General features: G+C 69.3%; 14 protein-coding genes and 3 pseudogenes. 7 read left to right on the forward strand and 10 right to left on the reverse strand.

Annotation, left to right across the window (positions count from 1 at the left end):
* Positions 1–12 precede the first annotated feature (12 nt).
* Genes PGN16_RS14050 through PGN16_RS14060 form a run of 3 tightly spaced genes read left to right on the forward strand, consistent with a single transcriptional unit; the run spans position 13 to position 1041 of the window.
* Positions 13–183 (forward strand): hypothetical protein, encoded by a 171-nt coding sequence (locus PGN16_RS14050; protein WP_335309997.1) that lies wholly within the window; start codon positions 13–15, stop codon positions 181–183.
* The gene (locus PGN16_RS14055; protein ID WP_335309998.1) at positions 180–440 is read left to right on the forward strand and encodes a hypothetical protein; all 261 of its coding nucleotides are present in this window, start codon (positions 180–182) and stop codon (positions 438–440) included. Before PGN16_RS14050 ends, PGN16_RS14055 begins: the two co-directional genes overlap by 4 nt.
* A 7-nt stretch (positions 441–447) precedes the next feature.
* Positions 448–1041, forward strand: coding sequence for a hypothetical protein (locus PGN16_RS14060; RefSeq protein WP_335309999.1), 594 nt, complete (start codon positions 448–450; stop codon positions 1039–1041).
* Positions 1042–1578: 537 nt separating this feature from the next.
* On the opposite strand, the gene pepN is transcribed toward PGN16_RS14060, so the two are convergent.
* Positions 1579–4176 (reverse strand): aminopeptidase N, encoded by a 2598-nt coding sequence (gene pepN / locus PGN16_RS14065; protein ID WP_335310000.1) that lies wholly within the window; start codon positions 4174–4176, stop codon positions 1579–1581.
* 1034 nt (positions 4177–5210) lie between these two features.
* On the opposite strand from pepN, the pseudogene PGN16_RS14070 reads away from it, so the two are divergent.
* Positions 5211–5324 (forward strand): annotated as a pseudogene (locus PGN16_RS14070) (hypothetical protein); the annotation flags it as partial.
* A gap of 118 nt (positions 5325–5442) precedes the next feature.
* Complete coding sequence (locus tag PGN16_RS14075; protein ID WP_335310344.1) at positions 5443–5937, forward strand: M28 family peptidase; 495 nt, start codon at positions 5443–5445, stop codon at positions 5935–5937.
* Between the two features lie 937 nt (positions 5938–6874).
* Here the strand turns inward: PGN16_RS14075 and PGN16_RS14080 are convergent.
* Positions 6875–8176 carry a UDP-glucose dehydrogenase family protein gene (locus PGN16_RS14080; protein ID WP_335310001.1) on the reverse strand — a complete coding sequence of 434 codons (1302 nt, stop codon included), beginning with the start codon at positions 8174–8176 and terminating at the stop codon, positions 6875–6877.
* 85 nt (positions 8177–8261) lie between these two features.
* Entirely contained in the window at positions 8262–8648 is a 387-nt protein-coding gene (locus tag PGN16_RS14085; protein ID WP_335310002.1) for a hypothetical protein, read from the reverse strand.
* Between the two features lie 95 nt (positions 8649–8743).
* Here PGN16_RS14085 and PGN16_RS14090 point away from each other — a divergent pair, with 95 nt between their 5' ends.
* A complete protein-coding gene (locus tag PGN16_RS14090; protein WP_335310003.1) occupies positions 8744–9814 on the forward strand; it encodes a polysaccharide pyruvyl transferase family protein in 1071 nt (356 codons plus the stop codon).
* Positions 9807–11165 (forward strand): Coenzyme F420 hydrogenase/dehydrogenase, beta subunit C-terminal domain, encoded by a 1359-nt coding sequence (locus tag PGN16_RS14095; RefSeq protein WP_335310004.1) that lies wholly within the window; start codon positions 9807–9809, stop codon positions 11163–11165. Before PGN16_RS14090 ends, PGN16_RS14095 begins: the two co-directional genes overlap by 8 nt.
* 168 nt (positions 11166–11333) lie before the next feature.
* Here the strand turns inward: PGN16_RS14095 and PGN16_RS20270 are convergent.
* From PGN16_RS20270 to PGN16_RS14125, 7 genes and pseudogenes are all read right to left on the reverse strand, one after another.
* Positions 11334–11447, reverse strand: a pseudogene (locus PGN16_RS20270) (PEPxxWA-CTERM sorting domain-containing protein); the annotation flags it as partial.
* Between the two features lie 180 nt (positions 11448–11627).
* Positions 11628–12827, reverse strand: a pseudogene (locus PGN16_RS14100) (esterase-like activity of phytase family protein); the annotation flags it as partial.
* A 112-nt stretch (positions 12828–12939) separates the two neighbouring features.
* Positions 12940–14613, reverse strand: coding sequence for an FAD-dependent oxidoreductase (locus PGN16_RS14105; RefSeq protein ID WP_335310006.1), 1674 nt, complete (start codon positions 14611–14613; stop codon positions 12940–12942).
* On the reverse strand, positions 14610–15422 hold the full coding sequence (locus tag PGN16_RS14110) for an aldo/keto reductase (RefSeq protein ID WP_335310007.1): 813 nt from the start codon (positions 15420–15422) through the stop codon (positions 14610–14612). The genes PGN16_RS14105 and PGN16_RS14110 overlap by 4 nt, the downstream gene beginning before the upstream one ends.
* Entirely contained in the window at positions 15419–16297 is an 879-nt protein-coding gene (locus tag PGN16_RS14115) for a glycoside hydrolase family 16 protein (protein ID WP_335310008.1), read from the reverse strand. The genes PGN16_RS14110 and PGN16_RS14115 overlap by 4 nt, the downstream gene beginning before the upstream one ends.
* Entirely contained in the window at positions 16294–17187 is an 894-nt protein-coding gene (locus tag PGN16_RS14120) for a glycosyltransferase family 2 protein (protein WP_335310009.1), read from the reverse strand. The genes PGN16_RS14115 and PGN16_RS14120 overlap by 4 nt, the downstream gene beginning before the upstream one ends.
* Complete coding sequence (locus PGN16_RS14125) at positions 17184–18482, reverse strand: lipopolysaccharide biosynthesis protein (RefSeq protein WP_335310010.1); 1299 nt, start codon at positions 18480–18482, stop codon at positions 17184–17186. The genes PGN16_RS14120 and PGN16_RS14125 overlap by 4 nt, the downstream gene beginning before the upstream one ends.
* Positions 18483–18503: the final 21 nt, after the last annotated feature.

Below are 18503 nucleotides of genomic sequence, written 5' to 3' on the forward strand. Positions count from 1 at the left end.
GGGAGCCAGCGCATGGACCTCAACTACCTTTTCCACCGGCAGCAGGTCTCGATGATGATGGCCGCCGCCGCGCGCGGCAGCGAGGCACGGCTGGCGCATGTGCAACTCGCGGGCCGCTATGCGCGGCAGATCGCCAGCGTGCAGGCGCGGATGCGTGCCGACCGGACGTTCGTCGCCGCATGAGCGACGAACAGCCGCGCGCGACGCGCACCTTTCGCACAGCACGCGTTCGCTACGATCCCGACCGCGCCGAACGGCAGAGCAGGGTGACGCGGCTGGCGATCGAGCGGCTCGGCGCATCGGCGGCACTGCCCTTCCTGAACGCCGATCACGACGGGCTGGGCGCCACGCCGCTGCATCTGGCCGGCGACAGCGTCGAGGCGTGCGCGCGGGTCGAGGCGGTGATCCGGGCAATGGGCCCCAACGCGGAGATGGCGTGATGCCGCGGTGGCGCCGCTGGCTGCGCGACTGGGCGCGACGCCGCCGGACGCGTCGCGCATGGCGGTGAGCGCGGCGGCGCGCGATCAGGCCGCGGTGACGTTGGCGCGCGCGACCGCGTTCCTGCGCACGCAGATCGGCCAGCCGTGGCTCGACCAATGCTGGAGCGAGGACGACCGGCTGGTGCGCTCGCGCGTGATCGGCAACTGGATCGGCGAGCTGGACCGGCTGCTGCACGTGCTGCTCGACGCCGCGGCGGATCATGCCGGGCGGCCGGTGCGGGCACGCCAGCGCAACACCGGGACCAAGCTGGTGACCTTCTGCGCCGATGCGTCATGGGGCGTCGAGCGGCTGGACGGAATGGCACGGGCGCGTGCCACCTTCCGCTATACGCAAGGCGCGGCACGGCGCGCCGACGTGCGCGGCGGCAGCCATATGACGGTCGGCTGGTCGGGGCCGGGCGGAACCTTGCGCCGCTTTACGTTGGGGGAGCGGATACACCTGGGCAGTGAGGCGTTGATGGAGGTCTGCGACCTGTATGACGAACTGGCGGCGCAGGTCGTGCGCGTGCCGCCCGTGCAAGCCAAGGGGGCCGGTCATTAAGGAATATGAACGCTTCGAAGCGATCGCCGCGCAACACCGCCGCGATGCGCAGGAAACCACGCTGGATAACGTTCGCGAGCGCTGTCAGCGATCGGAGGAGGCGTGGATGAAGATGGCGGCGCAGTCGCGGCGCACCGAGCAGCGTCGTGTCGAGCGCGAGGCGAAGGTGGAGCTGGTGGCTGCGGTTTAACATCGAGGCGAATGGGGTGATCCCGTTCGTTGTTGCGAGCGTAGCGAAGCACTCCAGCGCGTCCTGATCCGGCCCTGGATTGCTTCGCTATGCTCGCAATGACGGATGCATTCGTAAAATCGTGCCGGGTGATGCGCAGCAGCCCGACAGAGGATGGTGCACGCGGAGGCGCGGAGTGCGCGGAGAATTATTTCGGCAGGCGCGGTGCTGCTGCTTGTCGAGGCGCACCATTGCCGGGGGCGCAACACCTCTGCGCGCTCCGCGCCTCCGCGTGAACTACACCTTCTATGGGCCGAGCCGGCCGGCGAAGGAATAAAGCGGGGCCCCGGATCAAGTCCGGGGCGACGTCAGCCCTCCAGACTCTTCGAGGCCTGTTCGAACAGGTCCTTGCTGATCCCCGGCGTCGCGACGATCCGTTCCAGTTCGGCGCGCATCGCTGCCGAGCGGACGGGATCGAAGCGCCGCCAGCGGCCGAGCGGCGGGAGCAGCCGCGCCGCGGTCTGCGGATTGAGCTTGTCGAGCGCCAGCAATTGTTCGGTCAGCCAGCGATAGCCCGCGCCGCCTTCGGCATGGAACGCACGCTGGTTGACCGCGAACGCGCCGACCAGCGCGCGCGCGCGGTTGGGATTGGCGAGCGTGAAATCGGGATGCTGCGCCAGTTCGGCGACCAGTGCGGGCGTGTCGTCGCGTGACGACAGCGCCTGCGTCTGGAACCATTTGTCGAGCACCAGCGCATTGTCGGCATAGCGGGTGTAGAATTGATCGAGCGCGCGCTCGCGCTGCGCCGACTGGCCGTTTACCAGCACCGACAGCGCACCCTGACGGTCGGTCATATTGTCGGCCGCCTCGAACTGCGCCCATGCCAGCGCCGGTGCATCGTTCGCGCCCGAAGCGGCCAGATAACCGAGCGCGACATTGCGCAGGCGGCGGATGCCCTTGTCCTCGGGCGTATAGGCGTAGGGGCGGCGCAGCGCGGGGTCGCAGGCGGCGCGCCACCGGGCCTCCAGTTCGCGGCCGAGCGTCGCGCGCAACGCCTCGCGCGCGCGGAAGATCGCTTCGGGATCGACGACGCTCAGCTGGTCGCCGATGAAGTTTTCCGACGGCAGCAGCACCGCCTCGGCGACGAAGGCGCGGTCGAGCGTCGGGTCGTCGAGCGTGTCGGCGATGGCGGCGACCACGGCGCGCGGATCGGCCCCGCCCTCGACCGTGGCGGCGATCAGCGTGTCGAGCATCAATTGCTGCATCGCCTCGTAGCGCGCGAAGGCGTCGTCGTCGTGGCGGGCGAGGAAGGCGAGGTCGGCGGCGCTGCGATCGCTCTCGACGATCACCGGCGCGGAGAAGCCGCGGTTGAGCGAGACGACCGGGCGTTCGGTGACGGTCTCGAACGTCACGCTGGCGCTGGCGTCGGAGAGGACCACCAGTTGCTCGTCGCCGAGCGGCTGCCCGGTGTCGCCGCCGAACAGCCGGATGCGCAACGGAAGCACCTGCGGGTGCTTGACCGGCTGGCCGGGGGTCTCGGGCACCTTCTGCGCGAGGTTGAGCGTCGCGCGGCCGCTGCCGGGTTCGTGGACCAAGGAGGCGGAGACGCGCGGGGTGCCGGCCTGGCTGTACCAGAGGCGGAATTGCGTGAGGTCGATGTCACCGGCCTCTTCCATGCAGGCGACGAAATCCTCGCAGGTCGCGGCGGTGCCGTCGAAGCGCTCGAAATACAGGTCGCAGGCGGCGCGGAAGCGTTGCGGCCCGAGCATCGTCGCCATCATGCGGATCAGCTCCGCACCCTTGTTGTAGATGGTGGCGGTGTAGAAGTTGCTGATCTCGATATAGCTTTCCGGGCGGACCGGGTGCGCGAGCGGGCCGGCATCCTCCGGGAACTGCGCGGCGCGCAAGCCGCGGACGTCCTCGATGCGCTTGACCGAGGCCGAGCCCTGATCGGCGGAGAAGCCCTGATCGCGATAGACGGTGAAGCCTTCCTTGAGGCTCAGCTGGAACCAGTCGCGGCAGGTGATGCGGTTGCCCGACCAATTGTGGAAATATTCGTGCGCGACCACCGCGGCGATCGCGTCGTAATCGTAATCGGTGGCGGTGTCCGGGTCGGCGAGGATGTAGCGGCTGTTGAAGATGTTCAGCCCCTTGTTCTCCATCGCGCCGAAGTTGAAATCGTCGACCGCGACGATGTTGAACACGTCGAGGTCGTATTCGCGGCCATAGACGCGCTCGTCCCACGCCATCGACAGCTTGAGCGCGTCGAGCGCATGGCCGGTCTTGGGCAAATCGGCGGTGCGGACCCAGATGCCGAGCTGCACTTCGCGCCCCGATCGCGTGGTGAAGGTGCCGCGATTGACCGCGAGATCGCCCGCGACCAGCGCGAACAGGTACGACGGCTTGGGCCATGGATCGTGCCATTCCGCCCAGTGCGTGCCGTCGGCGTTGTCGCCCTGCGCGACCGGGTCGCCATTGGCGAGCAGCACCGGGAAGCGCGCCTTGTCGGCGGTCATCTTCACCCGGTAGGTCGCGAGCACGTCGGGACGGTCGGGGAACCAGGTGATGCGGCGGAAGCCCTCCGCCTCGCATTGCGTGCACAGATTGCCGCCCGAGGCGTAGAGCCCCATCAATTGCGTGTTGCGGTCGGGGGCGATCTCGACCTCGGTCTCGACGACATGCGCGTCGCCGGGGAGCGGGACGACCAGCTGCTCGCCTTCGATCCGCCAGTCGTTGATCGCCTGTCCGTCGACCGTCACCGACAGCGGCACCTGCCCCGCGCCGTCGAGCCGCAGCGGGGTGTCGTGCGCGCCGTTGCGGGTGACGTCGAGCCGGGCGCGGACGCGCGTCGCGACGGGGTCGAGCGCGAAGTCGAGCGCGACTTGCGGCACCAGCCACGCGGGCGGGGTGTAATCGCTGCGGCGCGTGGCGGCGGGCGTGACGGGGGTGGTGCGGGCATCGGCCATGGCGCGGACTATGACGAAAAGGCGGGCGTGGTTCCATGGGAAAGCCGCGCGATCGTCTCGACGGCAACCATCGGCGCTTCTAAGGTCAGCGATCCTTCCTCTTCCACCCGGGCGTGTCCATGTTCCGTTCGTTCGCTTTCCTGCCGTTGCTCGCGCTTTCCGCCACCGCTTTTGCCCAGACCACACCCGCCGCGCGCAACGCCGCGCTCGCCGCGCCGCTGCCCGCCGATCAGGCGGCGATGAAGGCGCATGTGATGTTCCTCGCCTCGGACGCGATGAAGGGGCGTGACGTCGGGTCGCCCGAATTCGACATCGCCGCACAATATGTCGCCGCGCAATTCTATGCCGCCGGGCTGAAGCCGATGGGCGACGACGGCGGCTATCTGCAGAACGTGCCGCTGACCGGGTACAAGATCGCAGGCGAGGGCAAGGCGTCGTGGACCGCGACGGGCGGGGCCGCCACGCCGCTGGCGTTCGGCACGGACTTCACCCCGGCGGCCAATCCGGCGGCGAAGGCGACCAACGTCGCCGCGCCGGTGGTGTTCGTCGGCTATGGGCTGGAAGCACCGCAATATGGGCTGGACGATTATGCGGGCGTCGATGTGCGCGGCAAGATCGTCGCCTATGTCGGCGGCGCGCCCGCCGGGTTGCCGAGCGAGGTGGCGGCCACCTTCGGCAGCGCGGCGGCGCGGCAGAGCGCGGCGGCGAAGCATGGTGCGGTCGGGGTGATCGCAATCGCCGATCTGCGCAAGGCCGGGCGCGGCGCGCCGTCGTTCGCGGCGGTGACGAAGGGCTATGCCGCCGAGCGGATCACCTGGGCGCGCCCCGACGGGACCGGCAGCGCCAGCGACGTGCCGCTGCTCGGCACGCTCTCACCGGCGGGCGCGACGAAGGTGTTCGGGCGGCAGTGGCGCGCGCTCGCCAAGGGCGCGGCGCGCAAGACGCTGAAGGTGCGGCCGGCGACTGCTGCGGGGACGCTGTCGATTGCCAGCGGCACCACCTTCCGCGCCATCCCGAGCAGCAACGTCGTCGGCATGATCCCCGGCAGCGACCCGGTGCTGGGCAAGGAAACGGTGGTGCTGTCCGCGCACCTCGACCACGTCGGGGTCGGCAAGGCGGTGAACGGCGACACGATCTACAATGGCGCGCTCGACGACGGGATCGGGATCGCCAGCCTGATCGAGGCCGCCAAGCGCTTCAAGGCCGCGACCCCCGCCGAAGCGCAACATCCTGTTCCTCGCGGTGACTGCCGAGGAAAAGGGCTTGGTGGGCAGCGACTATTTCGCGAACCATCCGACCGTGCCGATCGGCGACATCGTCGCCGACGTGAACCTCGACATGCCGATCCTGACCTACAAGTTCGAGGACATGGTGGCGTTCGGCGGCGATCGCTCGACGCTGGGGCCGATCATCGCACGCGCGGTGGCGGGGATCGGCGTCGGCCTGTCGCCCGATCCGATGCCCGAGCAGGCGATCTTCGTCCGCTCCGACCATTATCGCTTCGTGCAGAAGGGCGTGCCGTCGGTGTTCCTGTGGCCGGGCGAGAAGGGGCCGGGCAAGGCGGCGATCGCGACGTTCATGGACAATTGCTATCACCGCCCGTGCGACGACCTGACGCAGCCGATCCTGTGGGATCAGGGGGTGCGCTTCGTCGACGCCAACTATCGGATCGCGCGCGAGATCGCCGACGCGCCGCAGCGACCGGTGTGGAACAAGGGCGATTATTTCGGGCTGTTGTTCGACGGGCCGATGGCGAATTGAGCGTGCTTGCCAAGCGCGGCGTGGCGGCCGATGAAGGGCGCTTGTCAGGAGAGCGGCAGGTGACAGGCGGGCGCGACATCATCCGACGCACGGTGATCGAACTGGGGCCGCTGCGGATCACGCGCGAGCGCCGTTTCGCGGCGCCGGGGCCGCATTATCCCTTCTACGAGCCGGTTCGGGCGCGCTCCGGCGGCGGCTGGCGCGCGGCCGGGATCATGGGCGTGCTGCTGGCGGTGAGCGCGGGCGGGCTGTCGATGGCGGCGACCCATGCGCCGCCGGTGCGCGCGGTGAACTATTCGGTAAGCGTGCCGGTGCCGCAACAGGTGATCGCGCCGCCGGCGCCGGTGGTCGAGGCGCGCGCGGTTCGGCCGCGCCCGGCCGCGGTGACGGCACCGATGGTCGAGCCGACGACGAGCGGCGACGATCGGTCGGCGGACGTCGGTGGCCGCGCGACGGCGATCGCGGCGGCGCTGCGCAGCGGCGAGGTGCAGGAATGGTATGAGTCGGCAGGGCAGGTGCACGGCTTCGTCGTCGCGGGCGAGGCGGAGGCCGAGGGCGGGCGGACGTGCCGCGCGCTATCGGTGCTGACCCGCGCGCCAGGCGGTGCGGATCGGGTCGATCAGCGGCGTGCGTGTCTGCCGGCGGGGTAGGGTGACGTCGCTACCGTGAAGGTGAGGTGTTTGCGCGAGGTCCGGGTCAGTTCGGCGGTCAGGATTTCCGCAATCCTCGCCTGCGTTTGACGCGAACATCGCCTCCTTCGTCGCCCCGGATTTGATCCGGGGCCCCGCTTCTTTCTGTCGGTCGAGGTAAGAAGCGGGATCCCGGATCAAGTCCGGGATGACGGGAAGTTCTGCGGAGGGCTAGCCGACGCGGGAATGAAGAAAGCAAAGAAGAAGCGGGGCGACGTACCGCTGGTCCGTCGCCCCGCTGTCTTCGATCAGCGGCCGATGCTGGTGTAGCGGAAGCCGGCCGCCTGCACCTCGGCGGGCGTGTAGATGTTGCGGAGGTCGATCAGGATCGGCTCCTTGAGCAGCGACTTCACGCGCGGCAGGTCGAGCGCGCGGAACTCGTCCCATTCGGTGACGATCGCCAGCGCGTCCGCGCCCTCGATCGCCTGATACGGGCCGTCGCAATAATCGACGTTCTCGAGCACCAGCTTGGCCTGTTCGGTGCCCTCCGGGTCGAACGCCTTCACCTTGGCGCCGGCGTCCTGCAACGCCTGGATCACCGCGATCGCGGGCGAATCGCGCATGTCGTCGGTGTTGGGCTTGAAGGTCAGCCCGAGCACCGCGATCGTCTTGCCGCGGACGTCGTCGCCCATCGCATGGATGATCTTGCGGCCCATCGCGCGCTTGCGGTTGTCGTTGACCGCGACCACCGCCTCGACGATCCGCTGCGGCGCGTCAAAGTCCTGGCTGGTCTTGAGCAGCGCCAGCGTGTCCTTGGGGAAGCACGACCCGCCATAGCCCGGACCGGCGTGGAGGAACTTGGAGCCGATGCGATTGTCGAGCCCGATCCCGCGGCTGACGTCCTTCACGTCGGCGCCGACCTTCTCGCAGAGGTCCGCGATCTCGTTGATGAAGGTGATCTTGGTCGCGAGGAACGCATTGCCGGCGTATTTGATCAGCTCGGCGGTGCGGCGCGCGGTGACGAGGATCGGCGCGGCGTTGAGGTACAACGGACGATAGACCTGCCGCATCACCTCGGTCGCGCGGTCGTCGCCGGAGCCGATCACGATGCGGTCGGGGCGCTTGAAGTCGTCGATCGCCGCGCCTTCGCGCAGGAATTCCGGGTTCGAGACGACGCCGAACTCGGCGTTCGGCGCGGCCTCGCGGATGATCCGCTCGACCTCGTCGCCGGTGCCGACCGGCACGGTCGACTTGGTGACGATCACGGTATAGCCGGTCAGTGCCTCGCCGATTTCCTTCGCGGCGGCATAGACATAGGACAGGTCGGCATGGCCGTCGCCACGGCGCGTCGGCGTACCGACGCCGATGAACACCGCGTCTGCGCCCGCGACCGCTTCCTTGAGGTCGGTGGTGAACTTCAGCCGGCCCGCCGCGACGTTGCGCGCGACGAGGTCTTCGAGGCCCGGCTCGTAGATCGGCATCTTGCCGGCCAGCAGCCGGTCGATCTTGCCCTTGTCCTTGTCGACGCAAATCACGTCATGGCCGAAGTCGGCAAAGCATGTGCCTGAAACCAGGCCGACATAGCCCGAACCGATCATGGTAATGCGCAAGACGGTCGCTCCCTTGAATGAACCGCCCCCCGGGCGGCATCCCAGCCTTGCCCGCTAGCGACTCGACCGCCGGTCTGGCAAGCGTTCAGGTGGATGCAAACGGTGCAGCGCCGCTTGACGTTGCCGGAATTGCGGCGGGACGCGCAAGCGTGGCGACGGCCTTCTGCCAGCGTCGGCGCCGCCACGCGATCACCACGGTAATCGCCGTCGGCCACATCAGCGTGAGAATGAAATCGGAGATCGTGTCGGCCCAGGTCCATTTCGGGCTGGCCGCCAGCCAGTCCATCGTCTCGTTCGCCAATTCGGCGGCGAGCACGCATTGCAGCGCCAGAAAGCCGCCGCGGCGTTGCCGAACCACCATCAGCGCGAGCAGGTAAATCGCGAGCCCCGCGTGGACGTGCAGCAATGCCGCCGATCCACTCTGTTCGACGATGATGTCGATCAGCGACTTGTAGAGGTACACGATTTCCATGGACCGACGTTAACACAGATAAGTTGAGAAAGCGTCATCGCCGCGGTGTGAGCAAGCGTCTGGAACCGCGTCGTTTCGAAAAGATTGTCACCGTAATGACCGAATCACCCGCGCAGGTCGGCGTCCTGACCTTTCACCGCTGCATCAATTACGGATCCTATTGGCAGGCACGTTGTCTGGTCGAAGGGTTGCGCGCGAAGGGGCATGATGCGCGGCTGCTGGACCATCATAGCGATGCGGTGGTCCGGGCCGAATGGCGATGCGCGTTGCAGCCGACGCTGCCCGAACGGACGCAGGCGGCGGACCTGGCGGCGTACAAGGCCAAGGCGCGGCGGTTCGTCGCCGCGATCGAGGACCTGCCGCGATCGGCGTCCTTCGCGCTCGACGATCCGCGGGCGCTGTCGACGCTCGACGCGGTGGTGGTCGGCAGCGACGAGGTCTGGAACTTCCGGCATCCCTGGTATGCGGGAACGCCGCTGTTCTTCGGCGAGGGCATCGAGACGCCGCGCCTCGTGTCCTATGCGGCCAGTTTCGGGAACCATGACGCCGCCGACGGGATCGGCGCCGAATGGGCGGCGCGGCTGCGGCGGTTCACCGCGATCTCGGTGCGGGACGCCAATGCGCAGGCGCTGGTGCAGCAGGCGGTGGCGGAAACCCCGCCACTGGTGCTCGACCCGGTGCTGCAATTCGCCGAGCGGGTGCCGCAGGGGGCGGCGGACGGCGAGCGTTATGCCTTGGTGTATGGACACGGCTTTCCCGACTGGCTGGCGCAGGCACTGCGGCGGTGGAGCGCGCGCCACGGAGTCAGGCTGCACAGCATCGGCTATCGCAACGACTGGGCGGATACGCAGGAGATCGACGCAGGACCCGAAGTCTTCGCGGAGCGGGTGGCGGGGGCGAGTGCGCTCGTCACCAACTTCTTCCACGGTTGCGTCTTCGCGCTCATCAACGGCACGCCGTTCGTCACCGCGCCTTCCTCGTATCGCTTCAACAAGGTGCGCGATCTGGCGGCGGCGCTGGATGCCGGGCGGCATATCGTGGCGCCCGATACGACGGACGACGCCTATGACACGTTGCTGACCGCGCCGCACGACGCGGCGATCGGCGCGCGGATCGCGACGCTGCGCGCCGAGTCCGCGCGGTTCCTGGACGCGGCGCTTGGTTGAGGCGCTGCACCCGCGCGACATCGTTGCGGCGGGGCTGTGCATCGGGTGCGGCGGGTGCGCGGCGACGATGCGCATGGATCGCGACGGCTTGTGGAAACCCGATGCGGCCGCACAGGGCGGGGACGCCTTTGCGGCGCGCTGTCCGTTCTCGCCGGCGGCGGTCGATGAGGACATTCTGGCCGCCGAGCGATTCCCGGCGGCGGCGGGGCGCAGCGATCTGCTCGGGCGGTTCGAATCGAACTGGGTCGGGCATGTCGCGGAAGACGGATTTCGCGAGAACGGCAGCTCGGGCGGGATGGTGAGCTGGGTCGCGGCGGAGTTGCTGCGCACCGGCGCGGTCGATGCGGTCGCGCATGTCGCGCCGGTCGCCGAACCGCAGGCGGACGGGCGCTTCTTCTCCTATCGCCTGTCGCGCGATGCCGCCGAGATCGCGGGGGGCGCGAAGTCGCGCTACTATCCGGTCGAGCTGTCCGCGGTGATCGCGGCGATCCGTGCGACGCCGGGGCGCTATGCGGTGGTGGCGGTGCCGTGTTTCATCAAGGCGCTCAACCTGTTGCGGCGCACCGATCCGGTGATCGGCGAGCGGGTGACGCATCTGCTCGGGCTGTTTTGTGGCCATCAGAAGAGCGCGCGGCTGGTCGACAGTTTCGCGTGGCAGCTAGGCGCACCGATCGCGCGGGTGCGGGCGGTCGATTACCGGATCAAGGACGCCGGGCGACCCGCCAATTGGTATCGCGCGCATCTGACGCTCGACGACGGCAGCGCGCGGGCCGAGGACTGGTGGCATCTGGCCGATGGCGACTGGGGGGCGGGGTTCTTCCAGAACCCGGCCTGCGACTGGTGCGACGATGTCGTCTCGGAAACCGCCGATGTCGCGTTCGGCGATGCGTGGGTGGAGCCTTATTCTTCGGACGGGCGCGGGACCAATGTGGTGATCGCGCGCTCGCCGGAGATCCACGCCATGATCGCGGGCGCGGTTGCGGAGGGGCGGCTGGCGCTGACCGAAGTCGACGCGGCGTTCGTCGAGCAGACGCAGGCGGCGGGGTTCCGGCATCGCCGCGAGGGGCTGGCGTACCGGCTGACTTGGGCTCGCGGGGACGAGGCGGTGCGGCCGGTGAAGCGCGTTGCGCCCTCGGCGGCGCTGCCGGTGCGACGCAAGCTGGTGTACCGGATGCGGTACATGATCGGGCGCGACAGCCACCGGATCGCGCGGCTGGCGCTGCGGACAGGGCGGCCGGGGCTCTACACCGGATGGGCGCGGCGCGTGCTGGCGGTGTACCGCGCGCTGGCGTGGTCGCACGGGCGGCTGGGTGCGTGGATCGACCGGGTGTTGCCGGATCGGCGGCGGTAGGGGGCGAGCGGTTGCGCCGGGATTGGATCGGTGTCGATGCGACACCCGATCGTCATGCCGGACCCGTTCCGGCATCCACGCTTCCGCGAACTTTCACCTCAGAGCGATCGCGGAAGTGTGGAGCCCGGAACCAGTCCGGGGTGACGACGGGTTCAGGAGCGCCGTGGATCAGACCAATGCGCGGGCATTCGGCTTGCGGCGGCGGCGCATCGCGGCACCGACCACGCCGAAGCCGGCGAGCATCATCGCCCAGGTCTTCGGCTCCGGCACCGCGCCGGTCAGCTTCGCATATTCTTCGGCCCCGACCTTGAAGCTGTAGACCATGTTGGGGATCAGCGTCATGCCTTGCGGGCAGCCGCCGCCGAGCTTCACCTGCACGGCGCTGCCCTTGCCGGCGAGGCCGCTGGTGCAGACGTCGAACTGCTCGCCGCTGCCCGACTGGGTGACCGAATAGTCGTTGTCGGTGACGACGATCAGCGTGTAGCTGCCGTCCGCCAGCCGCGGGCCGAAGGCGAAGCCCTCGATCTTCTCCGGAATCGGATAACCCGCCGCCTTCAGCGCGGCGGCGATGTCGAGGAACGGCGTCTGGCTCTTGGCGACCGGATTGATGCCGGCGGGCAGATCGTTGGTGGCGGCAAGGCTGACGTTCTTGACGTCGGTGGCGTTGGTCAGGTCGATCGCATAGACGCGCTTGTCGCCGACCTGTTTCTTGCCGGTGGGATCGTCGACGCCGAAGCCGCGATTGTCGCGTTCCAGCACCAGCAGCTTGTTGTCGCCGACCGCCTGGAGCGAGGAAACACCGATCGAGCGCCCCTGCTTGTCGGCGTCGAACGTGCCCTTTGTGATGCCCTTGTTGATCTCGTCGACCGCATCGAGCTGGTAGACATATTGCTTGGTCTGCTTGCCGCTGGCGACGTCGAATTCGACGATGCGGGTGTTGCGGCTGTAGACGCCGTTCGCCGAGCCGTCCGGCGCGCGGCCCTCGTTGACCAGGGGGTCCTGAAGAATCGCATAAGCGGTCTTGCCGTCCTTGCTGACGGTCAGCCCCTCGAAGCCGCGATTGTCCTGCCGGCCGTTCACGATCGTGCCTGCGCCGCCGACGTAATCGACCCCGCCGTTGCCGTCGCGCGGGACGAGGTTCGACGGCACCTCGAACGCGCGGACGAACTGCCCGTCGGTGCGGAATTCGTAGACCGAGGGGCCATATTCGTCGGAAACGAGGAAATTGCCGTTGGGCAGCCGCGCCAGCCCTTCGGGATCGAGCGAGCGGCCGAGATCGGCGACGCTGCCGTTCAGCAACTGCGGGTTGAGGCCGTTATAGTTGTTCGCGCCGTCATGGTAGAGGACGGTGTTGGTCAGCTTGAAGCCGTTGATCTTGCCGCTCGCGTCGATGTCGAGCGTGAAGCCCTGCAGCCGCGGGGCGTAGGACAGGACGCCGCCGCCGGGACCGCGATCGGTGGTGCTCCAGAAGGTGCCGGTGCTCGCGTCATAGCTGAGGTCCGACCCGAAGCCGCCGAAGCGATTGTCGCCGACATTGGCGAAGCCCGACAGATCGGTGCCGTTCTCCACCGAGAAGGACGAGATCAACGTGACCGCGCCGGCCGTCGAAGGCACGAGGGCGAGTGTGGCGGCAGCGGTGGCGAGCAAGGCAAAGCGGCGCATAAGGTTAACCTCCTGTTAACCGCGCGCCTGACGCCTTGCTGTTACGCAGCCGTGACGATTGCGCGACGATTGCGCGACACCGGTCTGCCTGTCCCGCTTTGGGGCGGGCGGGTCAGCCGGTGCGGCGCAGATGCTCCGCCAGCCGCAGCGTCTGCGCGAGCAGCGTCAGCGTCGGATTGGCGAAGCTGGAGGTGGGGAAGCTGGCCGCGCCGGCGATGAACACGCCGCGCGTGCCGAACAGCTCAGCATTGGCGTCGCACACGCCCTCCGCCGCGGTGTCGGCCATGCGGGCGGTGCCGATATGGTGGCCGCCGACCGGCACCGGATGGTCGCTCCACGCCTGTGCCTCCGCGTCGGTCAGCGTGATCGTCGCGTGACCGCTGCGGTTCACCGCCGCCGCGATCACGCGCACGCCCGCGATCATCCGCGCGCGATCCGCCGCCGTGCAGCGCCAGTCGATGATCGCGCGGCGCATTCCGGCACCGTCATGCTCGTTGCCGAGCATTACGCGGCTGTCGCGATGCGGCTCCTGCTCGCCGTTGAGGTCGAGCGGGTAGACGCCGCCCGGCTCGGCGAGCAGCACGCTGGGCAGCTTGCGCTGCGCGAGGATGCGGCGGCGCGTCCAGTCGAGCGCGAACCCCGCCAGCCGCGGCGCGCCGAGCAGCACGTTGCGAAAGTGCGCGGCATGGAACGCCGCCGAGGAGCCGCCGCGCTGCGCGCGCGCGTCATGCTCCAGCGCGGTCATCTTGCGCGCATATTCGGGGACGATCATGTTCTTGGCGAGGTACATCGCCGACAGCACCGGATGGCGGTGCGCCGGATCGACGATGCTGGGGTGCGCGGGGCGCAGCACCATGCCGGCGAGCCGCTCGCGCCGCTGCGCCTCCGGCGACAGCCACAGATAGCGGCGGCAATAGACGCCGTCGTGCGAGCGGAAATAGTCGAAGCGGTCGTGCCCGGCGGGCGGGTGGAAAGCGATCGTGCCGAGCGTGCCCTCCAGATGGCATTGGTAATAGCGCCCGACCAGATCATGCTCGTTGCCGAGCCCGCACGCGCGCGCCTCGTCGCTGGCGAGCAGCAGCCGCGCGGTCTCGATCCCGCCCGCGGCGATGACGACGCGGGGCGCGGCGACCGTTACCTTCGCGCCATCCGGCAGGCGGAGACGGACGCCGCTGGCGACTGCGCCGTCGTCGGCGGTGAGGATCTGGTCGACCGGCGCGTTGGTGAGGACGCGCAGCCGCGGCGCTGCGGCGAGCCGCTTGCGATACCAGCCGCCGAAATCGGTCGGGTGGCTGAAGCGCTCGATGCGCTCGGTGATCGCATCGTCGCCGGTGCCGGGAAGCGCGGGGTCGCGCTCGCGCGGGTCGGCGGCGGCGGCGGTGACGTCGAACGCGCCGGCCTCGGCGAGCGCCATCGCCTGCGGATAGAAGCGCGCGATCTCGTCATGCGCGATCGGCCAGCGCGCGGCGGGCATCCAGTCGCGGGTCTCGAAGTCGATACGGTCGAAGGGGATGCAGCGGCCGCCCCACACCGCGCTGGTGCCGCCGAACTGGCGGCGGCGGTACATCTCGCCGGGCGAGTGCGAGGAGGGGGAGACCGTCTGCGCGCGCAGGAAATCCTGCCCGACCTTGTCGAACCTGTCGCCGCCGGCCTCGACCAGCACCACGTCCCAGCCGGCATCCTCCAGCGTCAAGGCGAGCGTGATCCCGGCCGGGCCGGCGCCGACGATCACCAGATCGGCGTCGATCCGCGCGGGCAGCGCGGCGCGGCGCGCGTCGGCGATCATCGCGCCGACCCGCGCGCGATCGCGGCCAGCGCGCGCAGATGCTCGGGCTTGCCGGTGCCGACCACGGTGCAGTCGACCGCGGGATGCGCGATCGCGCGCGCCACCGCCTGTGCCGGGGTGAGGCCGGGTTGCAGCGTCACCACCTCGCGCGCGAGCACCAGATGCCCGCGCGCGCGGATCGTCTCGGCGCGCTTGCCGAGCGCGGTGAGCACGTCCCACGGCAGCTCCAGCACGTCATAGCCGGGCTGGTCGAGCGCGGCATCGAGCGTGGCGAGATCGTCGCAGGACACGCCGATCCGCAGCGCCTTGCCGCTGGCGCGCGCGGCGACCAGCGCCAGCGCCAGCTCGGCATCGGCGGCGACATGCGCGGGCGGGCTGTGGAGCAGGAACGCCTCGACGCGGTCGGTGCGCAGCCGTTTCAGCGATGCATCCAGGCTGGCGACGACGGTGCGCGGCCGCCAGTCGGCGCTGATCGCATCGGCGCGCTGCGCGGTGACGGCATTGCCCGCGCCGCCGCGCCGCGCGAGCACGGCGCGGATCAGCGGCTTGGCGGTGCGCAGCACGCGGTATTTGGCGGAGAAGGTTTGCCCGCCCTTGGTGACGACGAACGCCGCGTCGCGCCGCCCGGCGATCGCGCGGCCGATGATCCGCTCGCTGTCGCCCTGGCCGTAGATGCTGGCGGTATCGAGCACGGTGACGCCGAGATCGAGCGCGGTGCGCACCAGCCGCTCGCTGTCGGCGGCAGGGGCGGGGTTGGCGAACGAGCCGAACTTGCTGCCGCCCAGCCCGAGGCGCGAAACGGCGGTCACTGGCCGGCGATCCGGTAGGCGCGCACCCAGTCGATCTTCATCCGTGCCGGCCATTTCTGATCGGCGCGCGGCGCGCCCGGCCAGTTGCCGCCGATCGCGAGATTGAGGAGCAGGTAGAGCGGCTGGTGGTAATCCTTGTTCGGGACACGGCGCACCGGCCGGTCGTCGAAATACCAGACCAGCTCCCTGGGCGTCACCATCATGCCGTAGGTGTGGAATTGCGACAGGTCGGTGCCGCTCTGCCACGGCATCCCGTCGCCTTTCTTCTGGTTGTTGGGCAGGTTCGGGAAATAGGTGAAATAGAGTTTGCCGGGTTCGCCGATCGATTCGAACACATCGATCTCGGTCGGGCCGGGCTGTTGCGGCTTGCCCTGCTTCACCGCCGGCACCGGGAGCAGCCAGAAGGCCGGCCAGATCCCCTTGCCCGATGGGAAGGCGATCCGCGCCTCGACATAGCCATAGGTGAAGTGGAACGAGCGCTCGGTGGTGATGAGCCCCGACAGATACGGCAAATGGTTGGTGGCCGGATCGGCGCGATACGGGTTGGGACGCGCCGCGATCGTCAGCACGCCCGGCTTCCACTCGAAGGCCGACATGCCCTCGGCCGGATCGCCGTAATATTGCAGTTCGCCATTGGGGACGAGCGTGCGCGGCTCCCAGCCCTTTTCGGCGCGGGTCGGCTGGACGCCGAACCAGTAATTGGTCTTCCACCGCCCTTTCGGGTTCTTTTCGGCGTGCCAGAAATCAGGGGCGCGATCGAAGTCCTCGATGAAAGCCGGGCGCAGCCGGGAGCGGTCGAGCGCGGCGCCGCCGCCCGGCGTCGCGCTCCAGCCGGCCCAGATCGCCGCAGCGAGCAGCGCGACGCGCGCGATCATTTCCACACCGAGCCGCCGCATTCGCGGATATAGGCGGCGGTTTCACGCGAGATCGCCTTGCGCTGCGGCCGGTCGGGGCGTTTGCGCCAGTCGAGGAATTTGCGCACCGCGCCGGTGACGCTGGCCTGGCCGCGCTGGCGCATCAGCAGATAGGGCGTGAAGAGCGCGGCGTTCACCAGCACCTCCGGGAAGGGCATCCGAAGATAGCTGATGATATATTTGTTCGCCAGCCGCTGCGTCTGCACGCGCTTCTTCGCGTCGCGCCCGGCGGGGTGCTCCAACTCCTCGCAGGTGATCGCGGGGTCGTAGCGGATCCGCCAGCCGGCATCGATGATCCGGTACGACAGCTCGATCTCCTCCAGCCCGTAGAAGAAGTCGGGCAGGAAGCCGCCGACCTCGCGCAGGCAGGCGGTGCGGAACGCCACGCAGCCGCCGACGAAGCGGAAGGTGAGGAAGGTGCTCGTCAGGTCGACGTCCTTGCGGGTGTGCGGGATCAGGTCGACGCGGCGGCGCGTCTCGCCGCGGACGTGCTTGCGGACGGTGATCGCGCCGAGCCGGTCGTCCTCCTCGAAGCGCGCCGCGAACAGGTCGAGCATGTCCGGCGTCTCGACCAGCACGTCATCGTCGAGCAGCACGATGATCTCGCCGCGCGCCGCGTCGAAGCCGTCGTTGCGCGCATGGACGCCCTTGTTGAACCCCGAGAACAGATACTGACGGTGCACGAACGGATCGAGCAGCGTCTCGCGCGTGCCGCGCTCGGCATTGTTGTCGACGAGGACCAGCTCGTAATCGTCGCGCGGGCCGAGGCATTCGTGCAGCCGCGTCAGCGTATCGGCGAGGATCTGGTCGCGGGCATAGGTCAGCACCACGACGGAAAAGCGGATCGTCATGCCATTGGCTCCGACAGCGCGAGGCGGTTGAGGGCGTGGCGCTCGGCAAGGGTGAGCAGCACGATATTGGCGAGCTGGCTGACCGCGATCGCGATCGCCATGCCGGCGATGCCGTGCGGGATCGCGAGCACCAGCGCGGCGAGCGTGACCAGCGCGGTGGCGGCGCGGGTGACGAACATCGTGCGGCTGGCGCGCAGCACGATCAGCAATGTCTCCGACGGCTGGTTGAGGCAGAACAGGAAGAAGGCGGCGCACAATAGCTGCACGTCCTGCTCGACCCCGGCATATTGGCCGTGGAAGACCAGCGCGATCAGCGGGTGCGCGAAGAGCGCGACCAGCGCGAGATAACCGCCGGTCAGCACGATCAGCGTGCGGCGGGTGTTGCCGATCGCGCGGCGGAGGCCGGGGCCGCCGTCTTTCGCGAGCGCGGCGGCGGCGCGCGGCTTGTCGGTCGAATCGATCGCCGAGACGATACTGACCGCCGGATTGGTGAGCGTGCGCGCCGCCGTGAACACCGCCGCCGCGCCGGGGCCGAGCAGCGCACCGATCAGGATCACGACGGTGGCGGTGCTGTAGACGGTGTAGGGGAAGATGTTGAGCGCGAGCCAGCCGGCGAAGCGGCCGTGCGGGGCGAAGCGCTGCCACGCGCGCGCCGCCGCGGGGGCGGCGGGGCGGAGCAGCAGGAGCGCGAAGACGGTCGCGAGCGTCGCGGACACGCCCCACGCCATCGCGCCCGCCACGGCGTCGGGGCGGCTCGCGGCGGCGACGAGCGCGCCGCCGATCAGCGCGACGAAGAACAATGCCGAGACGAGCGCCGCCAGCCACGCCCGCTCCTGCTTGTAAAACCAGCGGCGGACGAAATCGGCGGCAAGCAGCGGCGGGGTGATGCCGGCGCCGAGCAGCAGCGGTTCGGCGAGCCAGCGTTGCGCGGGCAGCGCGACCTGCACCAGCGCCGCGATCGCGACCAAGCCGACCGCCAGCACCAGCGCGGCGGCGACGTTCAGCCACCACCAGTCGGAATGGTAGCGGCGATCGTCGGCGGCATCGCCATGCTCGCGATGCTCGGTGACATAGGGGAGGGTGATGAGCGAGCGGTGGAAGCCCGCGACGAAATAATAGGCGCCGATCGCGACGCCGACCGCGCCGAACGCATCGGGCGGCAGGTGGCGGCCGAGGATCGCGCTGGCGGCGATGCTCCCCAGCCCCTGGAAGCCCTGGTCGGCCAGCGCGAACAGTCGCGCCAGCCGCCGGTCGCGGAGCCGCCCGGTCAGGCTCTGGAGAGGGGACGAGGCCATCGGGCGGCGCGCTGGTGATCC

Source organism: Sphingomonas phyllosphaerae (genome assembly GCF_036946485.1).
Classification (GTDB): Bacteria; Pseudomonadota; Alphaproteobacteria; order Sphingomonadales; family Sphingomonadaceae; genus Sphingomonas; species Sphingomonas phyllosphaerae_E.

Excerpts from the sequence above, each read along its gene's own strand:
- PGN16_RS14050 (WP_335309997.1), top strand. The coding sequence starts at position 13 with ATGGACCTCAACTACCTTTTCCACCGGCAGCAGGTCTCGATGATGATG.
- PGN16_RS14085 (WP_335310002.1), bottom strand. The coding sequence starts at position 8,648 with ATGGAAATCGTGTACCTCTACAAGTCGCTGATCGACATCATCGTCGAA.
- PGN16_RS14090 (WP_335310003.1), top strand. The coding sequence starts at position 8,744 with ATGACCGAATCACCCGCGCAGGTCGGCGTCCTGACCTTTCACCGCTGC.
- PGN16_RS14115 (WP_335310008.1), bottom strand. The coding sequence starts at position 16,297 with ATGATCGCGCGCGTCGCGCTGCTCGCTGCGGCGATCTGGGCCGGCTGG.
- PGN16_RS14055 (WP_335309998.1), top strand. The coding sequence starts at position 180 with ATGAGCGACGAACAGCCGCGCGCGACGCGCACCTTTCGCACAGCACGC.
- PGN16_RS14125 (WP_335310010.1), bottom strand. The coding sequence starts at position 18,482 with ATGGCCTCGTCCCCTCTCCAGAGCCTGACCGGGCGGCTCCGCGACCGG.
- PGN16_RS14105 (WP_335310006.1), bottom strand. The coding sequence starts at position 14,613 with ATGATCGCCGACGCGCGCCGCGCCGCGCTGCCCGCGCGGATCGACGCC.
- PGN16_RS14120 (WP_335310009.1), bottom strand. The coding sequence starts at position 17,187 with ATGACGATCCGCTTTTCCGTCGTGGTGCTGACCTATGCCCGCGACCAG.
- pepN (WP_335310000.1), bottom strand. The coding sequence starts at position 4,176 with ATGGCCGATGCCCGCACCACCCCCGTCACGCCCGCCGCCACGCGCCGC.